At 60.6% G+C, this 18,688-nt stretch carries 20 protein-coding genes (1 of these 20 only partly in view); 10 read left to right on the top strand and 10 right to left on the bottom strand.

Annotation, left to right across the window (positions count from 1 at the left end):
• Both Asbog_RS02615 and ybaK read left to right on the top strand, forming a co-directional pair.
• Window positions 1–365, top strand: partial view of a DMT family transporter gene (locus Asbog_RS02615; RefSeq protein WP_062163985.1) — the final stretch only. 535 nt of this gene lie to the left of the window's left edge; the window shows 365 of its 900 coding nt (coding positions 536–900); its start codon lies off the left edge, out of view; the stop codon is at window positions 363–365.
• A 70-nt stretch (window positions 366–435) separates the two neighbouring features.
• Window positions 436–921, top strand: coding sequence for a Cys-tRNA(Pro) deacylase (gene ybaK, locus Asbog_RS02610; protein WP_051395801.1), 486 nt, complete (start codon window positions 436–438; stop codon window positions 919–921).
• On the opposite strand, the gene Asbog_RS02605 is transcribed toward ybaK, so the two are convergent.
• Window positions 922–3,372, bottom strand: coding sequence for a TonB-dependent receptor (locus Asbog_RS02605; RefSeq protein ID WP_083510669.1), 2,451 nt, complete (start codon window positions 3,370–3,372; stop codon window positions 922–924).
• 278 nt (window positions 3,373–3,650) lie between these two features.
• On the opposite strand from Asbog_RS02605, the gene Asbog_RS02600 reads away from it, so the two are divergent.
• The 5 genes from Asbog_RS02600 (at window position 3,651) to Asbog_RS02580 (ending at window position 7,887) form a co-directional block, all read left to right on the top strand.
• Complete coding sequence (locus Asbog_RS02600) at window positions 3,651–4,349, top strand: TVP38/TMEM64 family protein (protein WP_171840649.1); 699 nt, start codon at window positions 3,651–3,653, stop codon at window positions 4,347–4,349.
• A 328-nt stretch (window positions 4,350–4,677) separates the two neighbouring features.
• The gene (locus Asbog_RS02595; RefSeq protein WP_062165672.1) at window positions 4,678–5,901 is read left to right on the top strand and encodes a multidrug effflux MFS transporter; all 1,224 of its coding nucleotides are present in this window, start codon (window positions 4,678–4,680) and stop codon (window positions 5,899–5,901) included.
• Window positions 5,902–5,931: 30 nt separating this feature from the next.
• Window positions 5,932–6,303, top strand: coding sequence for a response regulator (locus tag Asbog_RS02590; protein WP_062163982.1), 372 nt, complete (start codon window positions 5,932–5,934; stop codon window positions 6,301–6,303).
• 78 nt (window positions 6,304–6,381) lie between these two features.
• A complete protein-coding gene (locus Asbog_RS02585) occupies window positions 6,382–6,933 on the top strand; it encodes an adenine phosphoribosyltransferase (RefSeq protein ID WP_062163981.1) in 552 nt (183 codons plus the stop codon).
• A 108-nt stretch (window positions 6,934–7,041) separates the two neighbouring features.
• The gene (locus Asbog_RS02580; protein WP_062163980.1) at window positions 7,042–7,887 is read left to right on the top strand and encodes a nitroreductase family protein; all 846 of its coding nucleotides are present in this window, start codon (window positions 7,042–7,044) and stop codon (window positions 7,885–7,887) included.
• A gap of 33 nt (window positions 7,888–7,920) precedes the next feature.
• On the opposite strand, the gene Asbog_RS02575 is transcribed toward Asbog_RS02580, so the two are convergent.
• Entirely contained in the window at window positions 7,921–8,508 is a 588-nt protein-coding gene (locus Asbog_RS02575; RefSeq protein ID WP_231944642.1) for a TetR/AcrR family transcriptional regulator, read from the bottom strand.
• A 122-nt stretch (window positions 8,509–8,630) separates the two neighbouring features.
• Here Asbog_RS02575 and Asbog_RS02570 point away from each other — a divergent pair, with 122 nt between their 5' ends.
• Complete coding sequence (locus Asbog_RS02570; protein WP_231944641.1) at window positions 8,631–9,641, top strand: SDR family NAD(P)-dependent oxidoreductase; 1,011 nt, start codon at window positions 8,631–8,633, stop codon at window positions 9,639–9,641.
• Window positions 9,642–9,883: 242 nt separating this feature from the next.
• On the opposite strand, the gene lldD is transcribed toward Asbog_RS02570, so the two are convergent.
• The 3 genes from lldD to Asbog_RS02555 all read right to left on the bottom strand — a co-directional run bounded on the left by lldD (window position 9,884) and on the right by Asbog_RS02555 (window position 13,561).
• Window positions 9,884–11,026: an FMN-dependent L-lactate dehydrogenase LldD gene (gene lldD, locus Asbog_RS02565; RefSeq protein WP_062163977.1), complete on the bottom strand. Its 1,143-nt coding sequence runs from the start codon at window positions 11,024–11,026 to the stop codon at window positions 9,884–9,886.
• Between the two features lie 299 nt (window positions 11,027–11,325).
• Entirely contained in the window at window positions 11,326–12,723 is a 1,398-nt protein-coding gene (locus Asbog_RS02560; RefSeq protein ID WP_083510666.1) for a YncE family protein, read from the bottom strand.
• Window positions 12,724–12,748: 25 nt separating this feature from the next.
• Complete coding sequence (locus tag Asbog_RS02555) at window positions 12,749–13,561, bottom strand: creatininase family protein (protein ID WP_307723599.1); 813 nt, start codon at window positions 13,559–13,561, stop codon at window positions 12,749–12,751.
• Between the two features lie 356 nt (window positions 13,562–13,917).
• Between Asbog_RS02555 and Asbog_RS02550 the strand changes: the two genes are divergently transcribed.
• Window positions 13,918–14,433 carry a DUF2721 domain-containing protein gene (locus Asbog_RS02550; protein WP_062163976.1) on the top strand — a complete coding sequence of 172 codons (516 nt, stop codon included), beginning with the start codon at window positions 13,918–13,920 and terminating at the stop codon, window positions 14,431–14,433.
• A 180-nt stretch (window positions 14,434–14,613) separates the two neighbouring features.
• Entirely contained in the window at window positions 14,614–14,745 is a 132-nt protein-coding gene (locus Asbog_RS14725) for a hypothetical protein (RefSeq protein WP_023977846.1), read from the top strand.
• Window positions 14,746–14,849: 104 nt separating this feature from the next.
• Here Asbog_RS14725 and Asbog_RS02545 read toward each other — a convergent pair whose 3' ends face one another.
• From Asbog_RS02545 to Asbog_RS02525, 5 genes are read right to left on the bottom strand one after another with little or no spacing between them, the layout of a single operon-like run.
• Window positions 14,850–16,502 (bottom strand): ArnT family glycosyltransferase, encoded by a 1,653-nt coding sequence (locus Asbog_RS02545; protein ID WP_062163975.1) that lies wholly within the window; start codon window positions 16,500–16,502, stop codon window positions 14,850–14,852.
• Window positions 16,503–16,510: 8 nt separating this feature from the next.
• Window positions 16,511–17,236 (bottom strand): glycosyltransferase, encoded by a 726-nt coding sequence (locus Asbog_RS02540; RefSeq protein ID WP_062163974.1) that lies wholly within the window; start codon window positions 17,234–17,236, stop codon window positions 16,511–16,513.
• A 49-nt stretch (window positions 17,237–17,285) separates the two neighbouring features.
• Window positions 17,286–17,813: a F0F1 ATP synthase subunit B family protein gene (locus tag Asbog_RS02535; RefSeq protein WP_062163973.1), complete on the bottom strand. Its 528-nt coding sequence runs from the start codon at window positions 17,811–17,813 to the stop codon at window positions 17,286–17,288.
• A 12-nt stretch (window positions 17,814–17,825) separates the two neighbouring features.
• Window positions 17,826–18,428 carry a F0F1 ATP synthase subunit B family protein gene (locus tag Asbog_RS02530; protein WP_062163972.1) on the bottom strand — a complete coding sequence of 201 codons (603 nt, stop codon included), beginning with the start codon at window positions 18,426–18,428 and terminating at the stop codon, window positions 17,826–17,828.
• Between the two features lie 22 nt (window positions 18,429–18,450).
• Window positions 18,451–18,675: an ATP synthase subunit C family protein gene (locus tag Asbog_RS02525; protein WP_023977841.1), complete on the bottom strand. Its 225-nt coding sequence runs from the start codon at window positions 18,673–18,675 to the stop codon at window positions 18,451–18,453.
• Between the last annotated feature and the right edge of the window lie 13 nt (window positions 18,676–18,688).

The raw sequence follows: 18,688 nt of genomic DNA, 5'->3' as shown, positions 1-18,688 counted from the left end.
ACACCATCTTCTGGGGCATGATCTGTGGCGCGACCTTGCTGGCGGTCATCATCCCGCTGTCAGGGCATGGTTATGGTTTCCCGCTTACGGCACGCTGGCTGGGTGGCCTGCTCTATCTGGCCCTCTTCGGCTCGGTGGCGGGTTTTCTGTTCTATCTCGAACTGGTTCGTCGCATCGGTGCCGACAAGGCCGCCTATGCCACCATTCTCTCCCCCGTCATTGCGCTGGGCATGTCTGCCTTCTTCGAACAGGTCCACTGGTCCATTCCCATGCTGGCAGGGCTGGTCCTGATCCTGCTTGGCAACGTGCTGGCATTCCTGCGCCGCAAGCCCCTGCCCCAACCCGTCGAGGTGGAGCAGGGCTGAGGCCGGTTTGACAGAATGAGGGTCCGGTTTTCTGATGGTCGCCTGACACCCACCCTCGGGAGACGATCTGATGAAACCCGCCTCTGGCCAGACACCTGGCCTCGCCCTTCTGGAAAAAGAGGGTATTGCCTACACGCTGCACAGCCATGACTACGACCCCGATGCCAGTCGCAAGGGCCTGCAGGCAGCAGAGTCACTCGGTGTCGCACCGGAGCGCGTTTTCAAGACATTGATGGTCTGGGTAGACAAGGACAAACCCGCCTGCGCGGTTATCCGCTCGGACCATAAGCTGCATCTCAAGGCTGTTGCGGCCGCGTTGGGCGGCAAATCGGCCGCCATGATGGCCCCGCCCGATGCCGAGCGCCTGACGGCCTACAAGACTGGCGGCATCAGCCCCTTCGGACAAAAAAAACGCGTGCCGATCCTTCTGGACCGACACGCGCTTGAGCAGGAAACGATCTTCGTGAATGCAGGCCGCAGGGGGCTGCAATGCGAGATCACCCCCGAACCGACCGCCAGCCATTTTGGCTGGACGGTAGCGGCCCTTGCTGAATGATCAGAACCCGGTGGAGAGCGTGACCATCGCCGAGAACGGCGGGTTGAGGTAGTAGGACGGCTGACCACCTGAAGCGATCATGGTGCCATACACACCCTTGGTCGGGTTCAGGTTGGTGGTGAAGCCATACACACCGTTGCGGAACTTGGCGCCCGTGAGGTTGGTCATGTTCAGCTGGATCTGCGGTGACTTCATGAAACCCTTGTTCTTGAAGCGATAGCCGATACCCACCTGGTTGGTGACATATTGCGGGATCGAGCTGTCATTCATGAAGCTGGCATATTGCTTGCCGACATAGATGACCTGACCCGAGAACCAGAAGCTGCCATCGTCATAATCGAGGCCGAACTTGGCCTGCTTGGACGGCGAACGAATGGCAATCTTGCCAGCCGTCGGCAGCAGGTCACGGCCTACGCGAATGTTGTTGTCGATCGTCGAGTGCAGATATTCGAACGTCGCATAGGGGCGGATATGGTGCCAGGCGCGTGTGGCGATCTGGATATCGACGCCACGCGTAGTCTGGCCACCAGCGTTGACCGTCTGGCTGTAGCTCGCGCCTGCCGTCCCGTCATAGTAGTTGAGGGTCTGCTGACGGTTGGTCAGGTTATAGTTGAAGAACGAGATCGAGCCGACGATCAGCTCACCGTTATAGCGGTAACCGAGTTCTTCCTGGATGGTGTATTCCGGCTTGGAGGCCCCACCCTTCTGGGTCTGCGCGCCTGCCGTGTTGTAGTAATCGACCAGCGAGGTGTTGGACGGCGCCTTGAAGTTGGTGCTGCCCGACACGTAGATCTGGTGCTCCTTGTTGAAGTTCCAGGCGATGCCGATCTGCGGCAGCGGCTCAGGCGTATGCAGGTTGCGGTTGTACTGCGTGCCCGGCGTGTAGTTGTACATACGACGGGTGACCATCGCTTCCTTGAAGCCGATCTGGATGTTCAGGCGGTCATTGAAGTACTTCATCGTGTCGCCGATGAAGATCATGTTAACCTGCGTGAGCGACAGGAAGTCACGGGCGCGGAAAGGCTGGCCTGTGGTCGTCTTGATGACGTCTGTGGTGCCCCAGATGTTGTTCGCCTCACCGGTCGACTGGTTCACGATGCCATAGGGCGAGTACTGGTAGAGATTGGCGTACTCATACCACCAGCCCAGCGAGATATCGTGGTGATGATCGGGCTTGTAATGCAGCGAGATGGTATTGCCGGTGCGGAACTGCTCCTGGTTCGACGGCGCCAGTGCCAGAACGCTCTTGGCACCACCGAGATCAAGCTTGACGGCCTGGTTGCCCATATAGCTGGAGGCATTGATGACCGAGGCACCCGTGCCATTACCGATGCCGTGCCAGAAATACAGTGAATCCTCGAGAGTCAGCTTGGGCGTGATGACGATATGGGTCGGCAGGGCTGCAACCACGTTCTCGAACGGGTTGACGTGCAGCTTGTAATAATTCGCACCCGCTGCGGTCGGACCTGCATAATCCGTGGCGTAGTTGGTTGAATAACCGGTCGTGCGCCACTGGCTCAGATTCGGGGCCAGATAGAAATCGTTGGTCTGGTCGTTATAGGCTACGGTCAGACCGGTATGGCTTCCGTTGCGGAAGTCCTTCACCATCTTGAAATCGTAGTGGTACTTTTCGGCCTGGCCGGGGCCACGCCACGTGTTGCCCTTGGTGTGGCTGAACGCAAACATGGCGCGTACGCCGCTATTGCCGATATCGCCGGAGTTCAGGCGAATGAACTGACGGAACGTGTCGAACGAGCCGAAAGACACATCCATCACCCCGCCGAAGCGATGTGTGGGGTTGCTCATGGTCATGGTCGTCATACCAGCCGAGGCGCTCAGCACCGGGGTATCGAGATTGACCGAGCCCGGCTGCATCGAGACGCTCTCGAGGTTTTCGGATTCGAGCACTTCGTTGGCGTAAAACTGGCCACCACCGATATCGTTCAGCGGCGCGCCATCGAGCAGCCAGCCGATTTCCGTAGTGTCGAAGCCACGTACGTTGGTCTGACCCGTATAGAGACCGAAAGGATCGGCCTGGGTGACGTTCGCGGCGGGCATCATGGCGATGACCTGCTGCAGGTTCACGCTTGGCGCCAGCTTGGCGATGAAGTCATGCGTAATGGTCTGGACAGCCTTGGGGGCCGTCTCGACGCGCAGCAGGCCAGCACCCGGCTGACGGCTACGGCTGCTACGGCCGGTGACTGCAATTTCTTCAGGCTGCGAGCGGGCCATGACCGGCTGAGGCGCCGGGCGCATGACGGGGGCAACAGTACCCGCGGCCGGTGCCGTTGTAACAGACGAGGCTGCTACGGGCCTGGCTTTTGTCGTCCGGTGTGTGGACGCATGGTGCTTGTTACGGGTCGGCGCGGCGGTCGATACCTGGACGCTGCCTGCAAGGGCTGTGCCTGCAAGAAGCATCATAAGACAACGATGCGTGAAACTGGACGACATAGAGTGGCGTTTCCCTCGGCACTGGACAAAAAGGACTGGCTCTACTCGACATCAACAATATCGTTACGATATCGGACAGAAACCTACTTCCCGGCTACCAGTTACGTTGAGCAACAGCAACGAAAGCCGCGTGACAATTGCGCAGTCATGACAGAATCGTCACGCACTGTTACCCATCTGCATCATAGCGTGCTTCCTAAAGCGTTCATGGGCTGCTAATCGCTCCGCATATCCTGCGATGGAGCCTTGCCCTGCCTGCTTTCCGCCCCGCCGACCGCGTGCCGCCCAGAAACCTCTGGAAGCCCGCACTCACGATTATCGTTCTGGTGGGGCTGCTTGTGATCGCACGCGAATTTCAGGTGACACGCTCTGCGCTGACCCTGATCGAAAGCTGGAAGAACAATCCCGCCGCACCGGTGCTGTTTCTGCTGATCGGTATTCCCTACAGCCTGTTCGGGCTGCCGCGTCAGGCGCTTTGTCTCGCGGCCGGGCTGGTATTCGGCGCGGTCATCGGTTTTGCCCTGTCCACCATTGCCTCGCTCACGGGTGCCCTGCTCGGCTTTATATGGATGCGCCGTCTGGCCTCACCCCAAACGCGTGAGCGCTGGCAGGCGCGATTCAGGGGGAGGCTGCAGCTTATCGGGCATGTTCTGGCGAACTCGCCTTTTCAGGCTGTGCTGACCTTGCGGCTCCTGCCCGTGGGATCTGCCATCATGGTTACGGCAGCGGCTGGACTCTATGGTGTACCGCTGGCCGCTTTCGGCTGGGCCACGCTGCTGGGCGCCATCCCCCAGAATCTGGTTTTCGTCCTGATCGGTGCCGGGGCGCAGCTTGGGCAGAATATCCAGATCGGTCTCGGATTGCTGCTTTTTGCCGGATCATCCTTTCTGGCCTGGTTCCTGCTCGCCAGAGCGCGTCGAGAGGGTAGCGCGCTCGCCCAGTTGGCGGACAAGGCCGACCCCGATCAGCCTGTGTGATATGCCCCTGCGTCGCGCTCAAAATTGACTCCGGAGAGGGAGTTCTCGTGGGTGATATTTGCGGCAGGTCAAAAAAATCATTGAAAAACGGCCGGGCTGCGATATCTGACACCTCATCGCCAGAGACTGGCCAAAAAGCTGCCTTCTTAAAACCGCCTTCTCCCTGTTGCGCTTGATGAGCGTGACGCCCGGCCGAAACGGGGCATTCGTCCTTATCTCATAGTCCTTTATCCAGCAGGAGCGCCTCATGGCCTCTCCCGACGGGATCTCTCTTTCTGTTACCCCAACATCGGGGCGTCAGACCGACTCAATTCAGCCGCCTGTTGTCATGCCCAGCTGGCTTCCCCTGCTGCTCGGGTTTCTGACCGCGGTGGGGCCGGTCTCGACCGATATCTACCTGCCTGCCTTCCCCGCGCTGGAAAAGTCACTGCATTCCCCCGCAGGAAGCGCTGGCATGACGCTCTCAGCGTGGATGGTGGGGCTTGCCATCGGGCAGATCAGCATGGGGCCGCTTGCAGATCGCTTCGGACGGCGCATCCCGATGCTGCTTGGCATGATCGTCTATACGGCGGGCAGTGTCGGCTGCGCCATGGCGACCACCATGAGCGCCATGTGCTTCTTCCGGCTCATTGCGGCCATCGCCGCATCGGCCAGTATCGTGATCCCGAGTGCCTGCGTGCGTGACGTTTCCACGGGAAACGAGGCCGCAAAGCTCATGTCGAAGCTCATTCTGATACAGGGAATTGTGCCCATTCTGGCCCCGATGCTGGGTGGCATCGCACTCGACTACATCAGCTGGCGGGCCATTTTCTGGGTCTCGGCTGTCTATGGCGGCCTGTGTGTCCTGCTGCTGCTGCGTGCCTTTCCCGAGACGCTGCCGCCTGAAAGCCGGCGCGAACTGCGCCCCCTCTCCCTGCTGCATCGCTATCTTTCCATCGCCCGCGAGCGCTGCTTCATCACCAATGCCCTGGTCTGGGGATTCTGCGGCTTCCTGTCCTTTACCTATCTCACAGCCGCGCCGACCGTGTTCGAGCATATCTTCGGTTTCACGCCTGCCCATTATGGCATGTTGTTTGGTCTGTTTGCGGTCTGCATGATCGGGTCGTCACAGATCAACGGGGCTCTGGTAGGACGTGTCAGCTCATCGGCCATGCTGGGCTGGGCGCTGGCCATTTCGATTCTGGGGGCCATCGCGTTGCTGGTCGTGGTGATGCTGGCCGAGCAATATCCCGGCCCGACACATCATATCCGCCCCATCATGCTCATTCCCATCGTGGGCTGCATGATGATCACTCTGGGCATGACCGGCATTATCGGCCCCAATGCGATGGTCGGCGCACTCAGCAACCAGTCGCAGTTTGCCGGGAGCGCCTCGGCTTTTGCCGGCACCATGCAATATGCGCTGGGATCGCTCGCCAGCACGGCAATCGGCCTTCTGCCAGCCAACAGCCCGATGCCCATGGCCGCGCTCATGCTTTTTGCCGGGTTGATGATGGGCGTATTTGCCATATTGCGCCCCCACGGCCACAAGACGGTATCGTCAGCAAAATGATCGTCTGGCCCAATGGTGGAGAGTTAACTCATGTCCGATTCGCCTGTCCTTCTTGTCGAGGATGACGATTCTGTCGCCCTGATCGTCGAGACGATCCTCTCCACCCTTGGCAAGACGATCCTGCGGGCCGGCTCAGCCCAGCAGGCCATTGCGCTTGCAGGCTCTGATACCCCCGGCCTGATCATCACCGATCTCAATCTGCCCGGTGACATGGGGGGCGATGCGCTATCCCTGCATCTGCGCAAGGCTCAGCCCGCACTACCCGTCATCCTGATCTCGGGAGATTTCGACGATGATACTGCCCGCGATGATCTGGTGCCCGGCGCGGTGATCCTGCCCAAGCCTTTCCGGCGGGCTGCCCTGCTTGAGGCCATTGAAAAGGCCACGGCGCGCGCAGTCTGACATTTACTTTCGAGACCCGAACCGGCTAGATGCCGCGCCTTTTGATGATCTTGTAAAGCAGGGAAGAGAAGCAGGAACATGACCCAGACACCGATTCATGGCGATCAGCCCGAACTCGACCTCAAGAAGTATATTCGCGAGATCCCGGATTTCCCAAAGCCCGGTATCCTGTTTTACGATATCTCCACCCTCATCCGTAACGCCGATGCCTGGCAGATCGCGACAGCCCGTCTGGCCCGCGCCATCGCACCGTGGCAGCCCGATCTGCTGGCCGGGATCGAAAGCCGCGGCTTCCTGACGGCGGCACCTGTTGCCATGCGCCTTGGCTGTGGTTTCATCATGCTGCGCAAGCCGGGCAAGTTGCCGGGCAAGACCATTTCGCTGAAATACGGGCTGGAATACGGTCAGGACGAGCTGCATATCCAGGAAGACGCGATCAAGCCCGGTCAGCGCGTTGTGGTGCTGGACGATCTGCTTGCCACGGGTGGCACGCTCGCCGCCTCGATCCGCCTGCTCAAGAATGTCGGGGCCGAGGTTGTGGGCACATCGGTTCTGGTCGAACTTGACGGTCTGGGCGGCCGTGAGAAGCTGGACGCCCCCCTCCATTCGCTTCTAACCTACCCGGCCTGAGGGCCAGCCCAAGGCCAGACAGCCGACGCGTATGACCCGTGGGGGACGCCTTGTCCCCCCGATACGTTCTGGCGGTGATGGCAGGCCCCGTTCTGATGGAGCCTCGTCATGACAGATCGCCTCTCCTCGCTCTGGCAGCAGCGTTACCGCTCGCCCCTCCCCGCATCACTCGAGACGTCGCAAAACGCGGCCCCCATCTGCCAGAGCGCCGTTCTCGACAGCCTACTCTCCCACCGTTCGGTCAGAGCCTATCGGCCCGATGCCCTGCCAGAGGGCACACTGGAAGCCGCCATCGCGGCCGCCCAATCCGCCGCAACGTCGAGCAACCTTCAGTGCTGGAGCGTTATCGCCATTGAGTCGTCAGAGCGACGCGAGGTTTTCGCCCGACTCTGCGGCAATCAGGCGCATATCGCCGCCGCGCCGCTCTTTCTGGTCTGGCTGGCTGACATCTCACGTCTGGAACGCCTCGCCACTCAGGCAGGCCAGCCTGCCGAGGCACTCGACTATACCGAATCCTTCCTTATAGCGGCCATCGACGCGGCTCTCGCCGCGCAGAATGCCGTGGCCGCCCTCGAAGCAGCAGGTCTTGGAACTGTCTATATCGGTGGGTTGCGCAATCATCCGCTTGAGGTCGCAAAGGAGCTCGACCTGCCAAAGGGCTGCGTCGGACTTTTTGGCCTGTGCGTGGGCTATGAGGATGAGACACGCCCCGCCAGCATCAAACCGCGCCTGCCCCAACGCGCCGTGCTGCATCGAGACCGTTACGACACCACGCAGGAAGCTGGAGCCATCGCCAGCTTCGATGCAGCTGACAACGCCTTCCAGCAGGAACAGTCACTGCCGCCTCGCCTCTGGTCCGAGGCCATGGTCAAACGCATCGTTTCACGTGAAGGCCTGCATGGCCGCGATACCCTGCTTGCCTCTCTCAAGGCCCTCGGTTTCCCGATGAAATAGGCTTGCGCCCAGCCGGACAGCTTTCCTCGCCTCTCAGGAAAGCTTCGGCTTGGTTGCGTCCGGCCTGGCACCGCTCAGGATGATATCGATGAACTGGACGGCCTGTTCCGGACGGTCGCCCGCAATCGTGCAGACACCATAAACCGCGCGTAGCATATCCATCGGGTCCACGTCGTCGCGCAGATCTCCCTGCGCGACACAGGCGGCAGCGAGTTTCTCCATGGTTTCGACAATGGGACCGCCCGTGCGGGCGTAAAGTGCCGATGAACCACCGGAGAGCGTATTGAAGACGGGCGTCATGGCCTGCTTCGTGGCAGCATAGCCGACAAAAAGCCGCATCCATGCCCGCAAGGCCTCAAGCGGGGGATGAGCCGCACGAAGCGTATCGGCTGCACTGAGCAACTGGTCACGCTCATCCGCATAAACAGCCTCGATCAGGGCAGAACGATCGGCAAAGTGACGATAGAGCGTGCCGACACCCACACCCGCACGGGCTGCGATTTCGTCCATGCGTATATCGGTCTCACCGGTCACGAAGGCCTGGCGTGCAGCGGCCATCAATGCCTGACGGCTCCGCTGCCCATCGGCGCGGGGGCGCCTCTGGCGGGGCGTCTCGCCCATGATCATTGTCCCCTTGTTAAACGGAATTTGATTCCGTATATGTAAAGCGGAGTATGCTTCCGTTTAGCGCGCGTCCTGTCGGCCGGCAAGATGTGCGCGCCTTATGCCCTGCGAGGCTGTTCATGTCTGCTCTAACTTCTTCTCCCGCTACTCCGGCGATGACGCCGGACACCAAGTTCAATGCGCAATCCACCACCGATGATGTGCTTGCCGGTCTCTCCCTGGCTGGGAAACGCTATCTCGTCACCGGTGTTTCTGCCGGTCTCGGGGTCGAGACTGCCCGCGCCTTGGTGGCTCATGGTGCCGAGGTTATCGGCACGGCCCGTGATCTGGCCAAGGCAGCAAGGGCGACTGCCAGCATCGACCCGACACGCCTGCAAATCGAGAAACTTGCGCTCGATGATCTGGCAAGTGTCCGTGACTGCGCCGAACGATTGCTGGCACGGGGCGTGACATTCGATGCGATCATTGCCAATGCGGGTGTCATGGCCACACCGCAGGGTGTGACGAAGGACGGTTTTGAAACCCAGTTTGGCACGAACCATCTGGGTCATTTCGTCCTGGTAAACCGACTGATCCCGCTGGTCAGGCCCGGTGGACGCGTGGTCATGCTTTCCTCTGCCGGGCACCGCTACAGCGATGTCGATCTGGAGGATCCAGGGTTCCTGACAACAGACTATACGCCCTTCGGCGCTTACGGACGATCCAAGACAGCCAATATCCTGTTCGCGGTCGCGCTGGATGCCCGACACAGGGCTCGCGGCATACGGGCCGTTGCCATGCATCCGGGCGGAATCGCCACCGAGCTGGTGCGCCACATGGCTGAAGGTGAGATCGAGGCCATGATCGAGCACATCAGCCAGCAGGAGGCCGAGGCAGGTCGACCGCCTTTTCGCTTCAAGACCATTCCTCAAGGGGCTGCCAGCACTGTCTGGGCCGCGACCCGCGCGGAACCGTCAGAGATTGGCGGCCGCTATGGTGAAGATTGCAGCATCAGCGCGGTTGTGCCGGATGACCAGCCGCTTGGAATCACCATTCCCGGCGTGCGGGCCTATGCGGTCGACCCCGAGCGGGCCGAGGCTCTGTGGACCCTGAGCGAGAAAATGGTGGGTGAAACCTTCCCCACACCGTGATCTGTGGAAGCGGCCTCGCCAATCACACGAGGTCGCGCACCCTCCGGGAACATTGCACCATTGACTGGGCAGGATCGCCCACGCTCATTGCTATTGGCGGGAATAGCTGGCCCCGCTCTGTCGCCAACAGCCTGATCCGCCTATCGACCGGGTGGAGCCAAGGCTTCAGCGAGCGGTGACGGCAAATCCCGAGTTCTCCCAAGGATCAGATCGGTCCCTGCCCTCACCCCCGGCTCATGCGCTCAGCCAAGAGCCTTGACGAGGCTTTCCGATGTGATCTGATCGATGGAACGGGCGCCGGTCAGGGTCATCGCCACACGCAACTCCTTCTCCATCAGGTCGAGCAGCTTCTCCACACCACGCTGACCGTCTGCGGCAAGGGCATATACAAAGGCGCGTCCGAGCAAAACAGCATCGGCGCCAAGAGCGACCATGCGGGCGATATCAAGCCCCGAACGCACACCGGAATCAGCCAGAATAGCCAACTCACCCTTCACGGCATCGGCGATGGGCGGCAGGGCGCGACAGCTTGAGAGGACACCATCGAGCTGTCGGCCGCCGTGGTTGGACACCACAATGCCATCTGCGCCAAAACGCACAGCGTCACGGGCATCTTCAGGATCGAGAATACCCTTGATGAGCATCGGGCCTTTCCAGAAAGTCCGGATCCATTCCAGATCCTTCCAGCTGATCGACGGGTCGAAGTTCTGCGCCAGCCAGCCGATATAGTCCTCGAGACCTGTCGGATTGCCACGATAAGCCGATATATTGCCCAGATCATGAGGCTTGCCTCTGACCCCGACATTCCAGGCCCATTCAGGGTGGAGCACAGCCTGGGCAATGCGTCGTGCTGCGGCATAGGGACCGGACATACCCGAATGCACATCGCGGTACCGTGCCCCCGGTGTCGGCATATCGACCGTGAAGACCAGCGTTGTCACCCCGGCGTCACGCGCGCGCTCCAGCACATTGCGCATGAAGCCTCGATCCTTGAGTACATAAAGCTGGAACCAGATCGGGGCCGGGCTCTGGCTCTGCACCTCTTCGATCGGGCAGACAGAAACCGTGGAAAGCGTGAAGGGTATGCCCTTGCGCGCCGCAGCCCTGGCTGCCTGAACCTCGCCGCGACGCGCATACATACCTGTCAGACCGACCGGCGCCAGGGCCGCGGGAATGGCAAATTTCTGCCCCAGCAGCGAGACCGATGTGTCCAGACCCGAGACATTGCGCAGCACGCGTTGCCTCAAGGCGACATGGGAGAGATCCGCCTGATTCCGACGCATCGTATATTCTGCATAGGCCCCCCCATCGATGTAGTGGAACAGGAAAGGCGGCAATTTGCGTCTGGCAGCCTTGCGATAATCCGTCGGGGCGGAAATCAGCATCGGGTCGGACTCCTGGGGTCGTATCGTTACAATTGCATAAGCAAGGCCCGATCGCCCGACCGGGTCCAGTCACATCCCTGTGGCCCGCCCCGGCTGTCTCGTCTGCCGGGGAGCGACGAGAGGGCGTGCCCTGCCTCGAACACACGGCCTTGGGCGGAGCCGAAAGGCTACCATTGGACAATCGATCGTTTATCCACGGTATTCGGGCGCCAGGGAGGTTGGCGCCGTATGACCCGTCGAAGAATAACAGGCCTTCCATTCCGGGCGGCATGGCCGAAAGCCGCCCGGATGGCATAGACTTAACGCAGGATACCGGTGTGACCCACGCTGTAGCGGCCCGGCTGCGGCCAGACGGTCAGACCATGCGGTTCAGCCCCTACGGGGATCTTCTTCACATCGCCGGTCTCGGTGTTAATGGCATAGGCCACATCATCGAAACGGCCGGAGAGCCAGAGCAATTTTCCATCCGCACTGACATTGCCCATATCCGGGCTGCCACCGCCGGGGATCGGCCAGGTCTTGACGACCTTGTCTGTCGCGAAATCGATCACTGACACGCTGCCGGGGCTGTGGCGCGGGCCATGAATCCTGTGTGAACCACGATTGGCCACATACATGAACTTGCCGTCACGGCTGGGGTATTCGCCATGCGTACCGGGGCCAGTCGGGATGAAGCCGGTTTCCTTGAAGCTGTCACCATCGACCACGAACACACCATCGGCATGCATATCGGCAATGTAGAATTTATGGCCGTCCGGGGCAGTTAGGATATCCTGCGGCATCCCACCCTTCGACAGCTTGAGATACCCGATCAGGCTGCGGTTGACCGTATCGATCTTGGCCAGATAGCCACCAAATTCACAGGTGAAAATGGCATAACGGCCATCGATCGAGAAGTCGGCGTGGTTGATGCCCTTGCACTGCGGCGCCTCAACCGAGCCGATAAGGGCCATGGTATGCGGGTCACGGAAATCCAGACGCTCATGCGCTTCAGCCACCACGATGGCGTATTTGCCATCCGGGGTGAAATACATGTTGTAGGGGTCGTCCACCGTGACAGCAGGGCCCGGCTTGCCCGTACGCGGGTCGATCGGGGTCAGGCTGCCATCATTGCTGCCTTCGGCGTTATTGGTGACCCACAATGTCCGCAGATCCCAGCTGGGCACCACATGCTGCGGGCTGCGACCCACCTTGAAGGTGTCGACCACCTTGAACGTTGCGGGATCGATGACCGAGACGCTGTTGCCACGCAGATTGGGCACATAAACCCGCGCCAGATCATCCTTGATGGCCGGCGAGATCTTGCCCGAAATCGTCTCGCTATAGATGTTTTTGGGGTCAATGACCGCAGGCATGCCGGGAATTGTCTGCACGGCACCGGCAACTGGGGTGGCCGCGCTCGTTGCGGCCGGGGGCGTCACCTGAACGACGGGGGCGACTGGCGCTGTGCTGGCGGGCGTTGTGCTGCCGGCCGTAGTGCTGGTCGGGGTAGCGCTGGATGAAGGCGCGGCAGACGGCGTTGTGGCGGCAGAAGCCGGGGCTTGTGAGGTTACACCCGAAGCCGCCGATGATGCTGTAGCCGGTGCGGATGCCGCCTGTGCCGGAGCTGCAGGGGTTTCCTGCGCACGTGTCGCCTGGGCGGTGGCCAATGACAGGCCAACCAGCGAGACGATGAACGCGTGATGTGAAAACTTCATAGATGCTCCTTGATAACGGTTCTGCCTAGCGTGACGCGCCGAGGGCATCGAGCGCCGCCTGAACCTGAATCGCTGTTCCGATCTGCCCCAACGCCACAGTCGCCGGGCGCGGGTCGCCTCCATAAACGCCCTGTGCGCTGTCTGGCAGCGCAGCACTGTGCAACGCCTGCTCACGCACCATCGTCGGATCGATAGCAAGCATGAGCGCTGTATCGCTCAGATCCGCATGTTTGCCCAAATCCTTGCCATATCCCTTTTGCCGCAGGATCTCGGCATAGCGTGTGCCGATACTGTCATAATAGGCTGCGAGGTAGATGGCCTCGCCCTGACCACGCCACTTATTGTTCAGCTTGTCCACCGCCGCCTTGAGATAGGACAAATACCCGCCATGGTCGGCAATAAACACGACACGCCGGAAGCCCTGAACATGAAAACTGTCCCCCGCCCCCATGATCAACCCCTCAAACACAGCAGGCGGGATCGAGATCGTCCCGGCAAAACGCATATGAGAGGTGCGGGGGGAGGTTCCGCCTTCAGGTACGTAGGCAATGACCGGGGCAACAAGCGTATGGCCCAGCCGGGCGGCGATACGATCCGCCTGTACTTCGGCCCGCACATTGTGCTTGCCGACGGCAATATAGGGGCCGCTTTGCTCGGTTCCCCCTACGGGTACGATGATCGTGTCTGTACCGGACTGGATGCGGGACTGGATTTCGGTCCAGGTCAGTCTTGCAAAGGACACTGTCTCGGCATGACCTGTCGACGGATGAATGAGGCAGGTCAGCGCCGAGGCAACCAACAGACAGGCCGCACGCCTGACATCGGGAATAAAAGCCAAACCGAGATCTTTCACCGGAAAACCTGACACATGATACGCCTTGCCCTGCGTCTGCGGGGCCTGAGCGGATCAGGTTTTAACATAGCTGAAGCGGTGCGCCAGAGAGGCGCACCAAAAGACCAACTTCAGGGTGCGATGCCCCTGCTTGCCACTATATCTGGCTTCATTCTGCAACCGGCCCTTGCTCCCGGCCCGCCAATGCCGTGCCCCCATCGGGGCAAACCGCATGACGCGGCACCGGGAGCAAAACCACCCGCCCCTTGCGCTGTCATGTTGCAGAGTTTTGCTAGCACTGTAAAACCTGCTGGCTCCCATACAGTCCCGCTTTCACGCCTTCACTTCAGGATACCATTTTCATGGCGCTCGACCCCGTTGGCCTCAACGCCCTTCTGGCCCCCGAACCCATCGACAGTGTCGCCCATGTCATTCAGGTCGCTCTGACACCTGTTTTCATGCTGTCAGGTGTTGCCTCGCTGCTGACCCTGTTCAATACGCGTCTGGCGCGGGTTTCAGACCATGTTGAGGAAGTCGCCCATCGCCTGCAGGACGACCATGAGGGCGACCCGGATGAGACAGCGCGACTGAAGCGGCACCAGAATCGACTGCGCCGGCGGGTGTTTGCTCTGGATTGTGCCATCATGCTGGGCGGCGTTGGCGGGGCCTCCACCTGCGGCGCGGCATTGGCCCTGTTTCTGGGCAGCCTGCATAATAGCCAGACTGTGGCCTGGCTGATCTTCCTGTTCGGGGGTGCGCTGTTCTGTACGGTCGGAGCGCTGTCGTCTTTTCTGGTGGATACGCTTCTGGCCTGGCATGGCCTGAAAAGAGATGGAGCCCTGCCTAAGCCCGTGACCACCATCAAAGCAACAAGATAGGCCTTGGGACACCTTGGCGGGATATTTTATTTCGCCAAATACCCGTAGGTAAAATCCAAATAGAAACCGAAGTCGTTCCATGCGTTTATTGCATTGCTGGAGCGCGTTTTGAGCGATTGCTTCGGGCCGGTTTTGGGCGCTCTTACCGCGCCCACACACCAGATACCTTAGGAATAGCTTATGTTCACCGTTGAAATCCTCAACCTCGTCTCTCATCCGCTCAGCGCTCTGAGCGCTCTGACGATGGTTTCTTTCATTCCCGTTATTGGCGCTCTGCTGGTTGCCACGATCGCAGCCGATCGTACAGCCTGATTTAACGTCGGAAATAATTGTGAATACTTGAAGAAGAGATTAATCACCCGTTTGGGCGTCATCCCGTCTTCAAGAAATTCATCACTGTTGTTTGCTCACCGCCCTCAACGGCGGGTCGGTGCAAACAATCCCAGATCCAGCTTATGACCATTGGAATAGTTGAGCCCGGTCACGCGGCCATATTCCGTCAGGGCAACACCCTGCGCATCCAGCGCTGAACGAAGCGCTGCTTCATCCTTGCGATCAACCAGCACCAGAGAACACGCCATATTGGCTGTGAGATACCGTGCGGCATCGGGCACACCGAGCAGCTTCGTGTTCGATCCGGCCAGAAACGCCAGGCTGGGCTCGGAATAGGATACCGAGACGAGCGTGCTCTCCTCACAAGGCTTGTAATCCTCGTAAAGCGCCGCAGCGCGGGGCGCGAGCTGCAACAGGCCAAGATTGGGTATGACCGTAAGGAAGATGCCGGCATGGATCACAACAGCCGCGCTGATCATGACCCAGGCCGCCTGAAGGCGTCGCGCTTTCCACAGAAGCCAGAACCCGTAAATCACCAGAGGCAAAGCGCCTGCCACGGCAATCGACGCTCCAATATCGAAGCGATGTTCGCTCTGCCATAGCAAGGCGAGTCCAGCCACGGCAAAGACTAGAGCCAGTGCGCCCCAGAGCAGTCCATAGACCCCCATCAGCCCCCGTGCCCACAAGGCAGAGGGTCGGCGCAGCGGCCACCTGACTAGCGTGGCCGCTACCAGAATGGCAATTGCGGGGTAGGTGGGCAGAACATAATGCGGCAGCTTGGTCGCAATTGCCTCGAAAACCAGCCAATGGGGGACAATCCAGCACAGCAGGAAGCGCACAGCTGGTTCGCGGTGACGCGCCCAGATGGCAGGCAAACCCAGCACCAGAAAGAGCGATCCAGGCCAGAAAGCGAGCAGGAACACCACGGCATGAAAGCCCGGCGGCAAACCATGCGCCTGCTGCCCGTGTCCGATCTTGCCAAGGAAATTGGTTCCGACTGCGCGTGAGAAGAAGGCACCGTGGCTGACCACGCCAATCGCGATGCACCAGGGCAGCACGACAGCCAGAGTGACCAGCCAGCCCCATGAAGGGCGCAAACGCCGGAACCAACTTGCCTGCTTTTCAATCACACGCAGGGCGAGCGGCGTGGCAAGCCCTGGAATGAGAACGACCGGCCCCTTGAGCATGAGCCCACAACCCAACGCGCCCCAATACAAAAGTGCGATGGTGACCGGCGTTTCGCGGTTGCGCTGGGCATCGAGATAAGCGCGCAGCAAGGCCGTCTCGACCAGAAGGATATCGAGCAGCAAGACGGTGTCGATGGTCGCCATCCGCCCTTCGGCCGTCAGCAACGTCGAGACCGCCAGCAGGGCCGCGGCCACAAGGCCGGTCATTCCACCAAAAAGCAGCGCGCCCAGATAGGCTGTCAAAGTTACCGCAGACACGGCGGCAATCAGGCTCGGGATTCGATAGGGCCAGGCAACATGACGGTCATGAGGACCGCCGAAGATTTTCTGAGCCGTTGCCTCCAGCCAGTAAATCCCAGCGGGCTGCAGATAGCGGGGCTGATCGAGAAAACGGACATCGATGAAATTGCCGCTTTCGAGCATCTGGGCCGACGCTTCCATATAGCGTGGCTCATCGCGATCGAGCGGCACGAGGCTCATCCGCCCAGGCAGAAAAATTGCCAGCGTCAGCAGCGCTACGCCAAGGTAATGGCGCCAGGTCAGAGTCATGAGAGCCCTCAGCGTTCGGTTACGCGGCCCGGCAGTCTCGTGCGATTGAGCAGCCACATGACACCCAGAAGATCACGGATGCCGACGAGCGCGCGATTGAGATTGGTATATTTGGACTGGCCGTGCAGACGCGCCCGGTGACGGGTCTCGACACAGATCAGCTTTGCCCCGTAGCACCCGAGAAGGGCGGGCAGAAAGCGATGCACACCCTCGAATTGCGGAATACGCAGGAAGGTATCACGCGCGAACAGCTTCATGGGGGCGCCCGTATCGGGGCAGCCATCATTGAGCAGTCGACGACGCAGCCCGTTGGCCAGTCGCGTGGCGATCACGCGTGAAAGACGGTCATTCCGCTTGAGGCGAACGCCCACAACCAGAGGTTCGCCCTCTTTGAAGGCTTCGGCACGTTTGAGCATGTCGATAATGACCGCGGGATCATCCTGACCGTCGCCATCCAGCGTGGCAATCCAGCGTCCCTGGGCCGCCTCGATGCCGGTACGCAGCGCCGCAGACTTGCCCCGACACCGATCATGACTCAGCAGGCGCAGGGCAGGAAGGAGGCTTTCACGGGCAGAGAGGAGTTGGGGCACCGTCGCATCGCGGCTGCCATCATCAACGAAGATGATTTCGATATCCGGCGCGTTCTCGAACACATTCGCGAGTTCCTCGCAAACGGGGCGGATATTCTCGGCCTCGTTCAGAACGGCGATAACGATGGAGAGACGAATAGTCATGGCAGGAACCGCCTATGAATTGTCCGGGCCATGGAGCCCGGACAGATGATCAGGCCGCGTTCTGGTTGCGCGATCCGGCTTCGTTGGAAGCCTTCAAAGCCTGTGGCAGATCACTGATGCCACGGTCAAGCAGGGCTGAAGCGCCTGCCTGCTCGGCAGTAAGATGCTGGGTCAGCAGGCTGCGTGTCGCCTGAATGGCTGCATCGGCTGCCATTTCACGCACTTCGCGAATGGCTGCGCGCTCGGAAGCCGCAATACGGTCACGGGCCATCTGCTCGCGGCGGGCTGCCACGGCTTCTGCCTCGCGACGGGCGTTTTCGGCAATGCTGGCCGCCTCGGCGCGCGAACGCTCGATCAGGGCACGGGATTCGGCCAGAGCCTGCTCACGCTCACGCGTGGCATCTTCAAGCATCTTCTCGGCCTCTCGGCGCAGGCGGCTTGCCTCGTCCAGGTTGCTGCGCACCTGATCGGCACGTGCATCGAGAACGGCTGCAATGGCCGCCCAGAGCTTGCGTCCGAAGAACAGGAAGAACAGGACGAAGGAAATAGCGACATAGAAACGCTGATCATGAAACATCGCGTATTCTCCTCAGCCCTTGCTGGCCGCAAGCCCGGCCTGGACTGCGTCCTGCACCTGGGCCCGGGAAACCGCATTTTCCAGACCTGCGGGACGCAGCAGCTTTTCGATCAGGCTCTGGGCCGTTTCGGTAGCGACTGTCGGCAGGCTGGCAAGCGCTTCGGCACGGGCAGAAGCAATGCGCTTTTCAGCTTCGACAATATCGGCATGAAGCCGATGGTTCATTTCGTGGGTCTGTGCCTCGGCAGCCATACGGGCTTCGTGAACGACCCGGTCGATATTGGCCTGAGCCTGTGCAGCCGCGTCGTGGCGGGCGCGTCGCAGTTCGTCAACGGCGCGGTCAGCGTCGTCACGGGCACGGCGGGCAATATCGAGATCGCCCTCGATCCGGTTGCGTCGATGGGTCAGAACCCCTTCGATGCGCGGCAGGGCCGAGCGGCTCAGAATGACGTAAAAGACCGCGAAAATGACAGCGCCCCAGACCACCTGCCCGATGAGCAGGGGGTTGGAGAAGTCAAGCTGCGGCATGCCAACGGCCCAGGCCCGTCCCGGCACAGTGCCGAGCGCAAGCACGACGGCAAGCGTGGCAGCGAGATTTCGAGACGGAAGGCGCATGACTGTTACCCCTGCCTCTGGATCAGACGAAGAGGATCAGGAAGGCGATGAGGAGAGCGAAAAGCGCAACGGCTTCCGTCAGCGCGAAGCCGAGCATGCCGAGGCCGAACACGTGCGGGCGTGCGGCCGGGTTGCGGGCGATCGAGCTCACCAGCGTCGAGAAGATGTTGCCGAGGCCGATGCCGACACCGGCAAGAGCGATAACAGCAATACCGGCGCCAATTTCGCGAGCAGCAGAGACGTCCATGAGTCAGGTTCCT

It is taken from the genome of Asaia bogorensis NBRC 16594 (genome assembly GCF_001547995.1).
GTDB classification, from domain to species: Bacteria; Pseudomonadota; Alphaproteobacteria; order Acetobacterales; family Acetobacteraceae; genus Asaia; species Asaia bogorensis.
The sequence above is the reverse complement of the archived record's forward strand: the minus strand, read 5'-3'. Positions and strand labels throughout refer to the sequence as shown.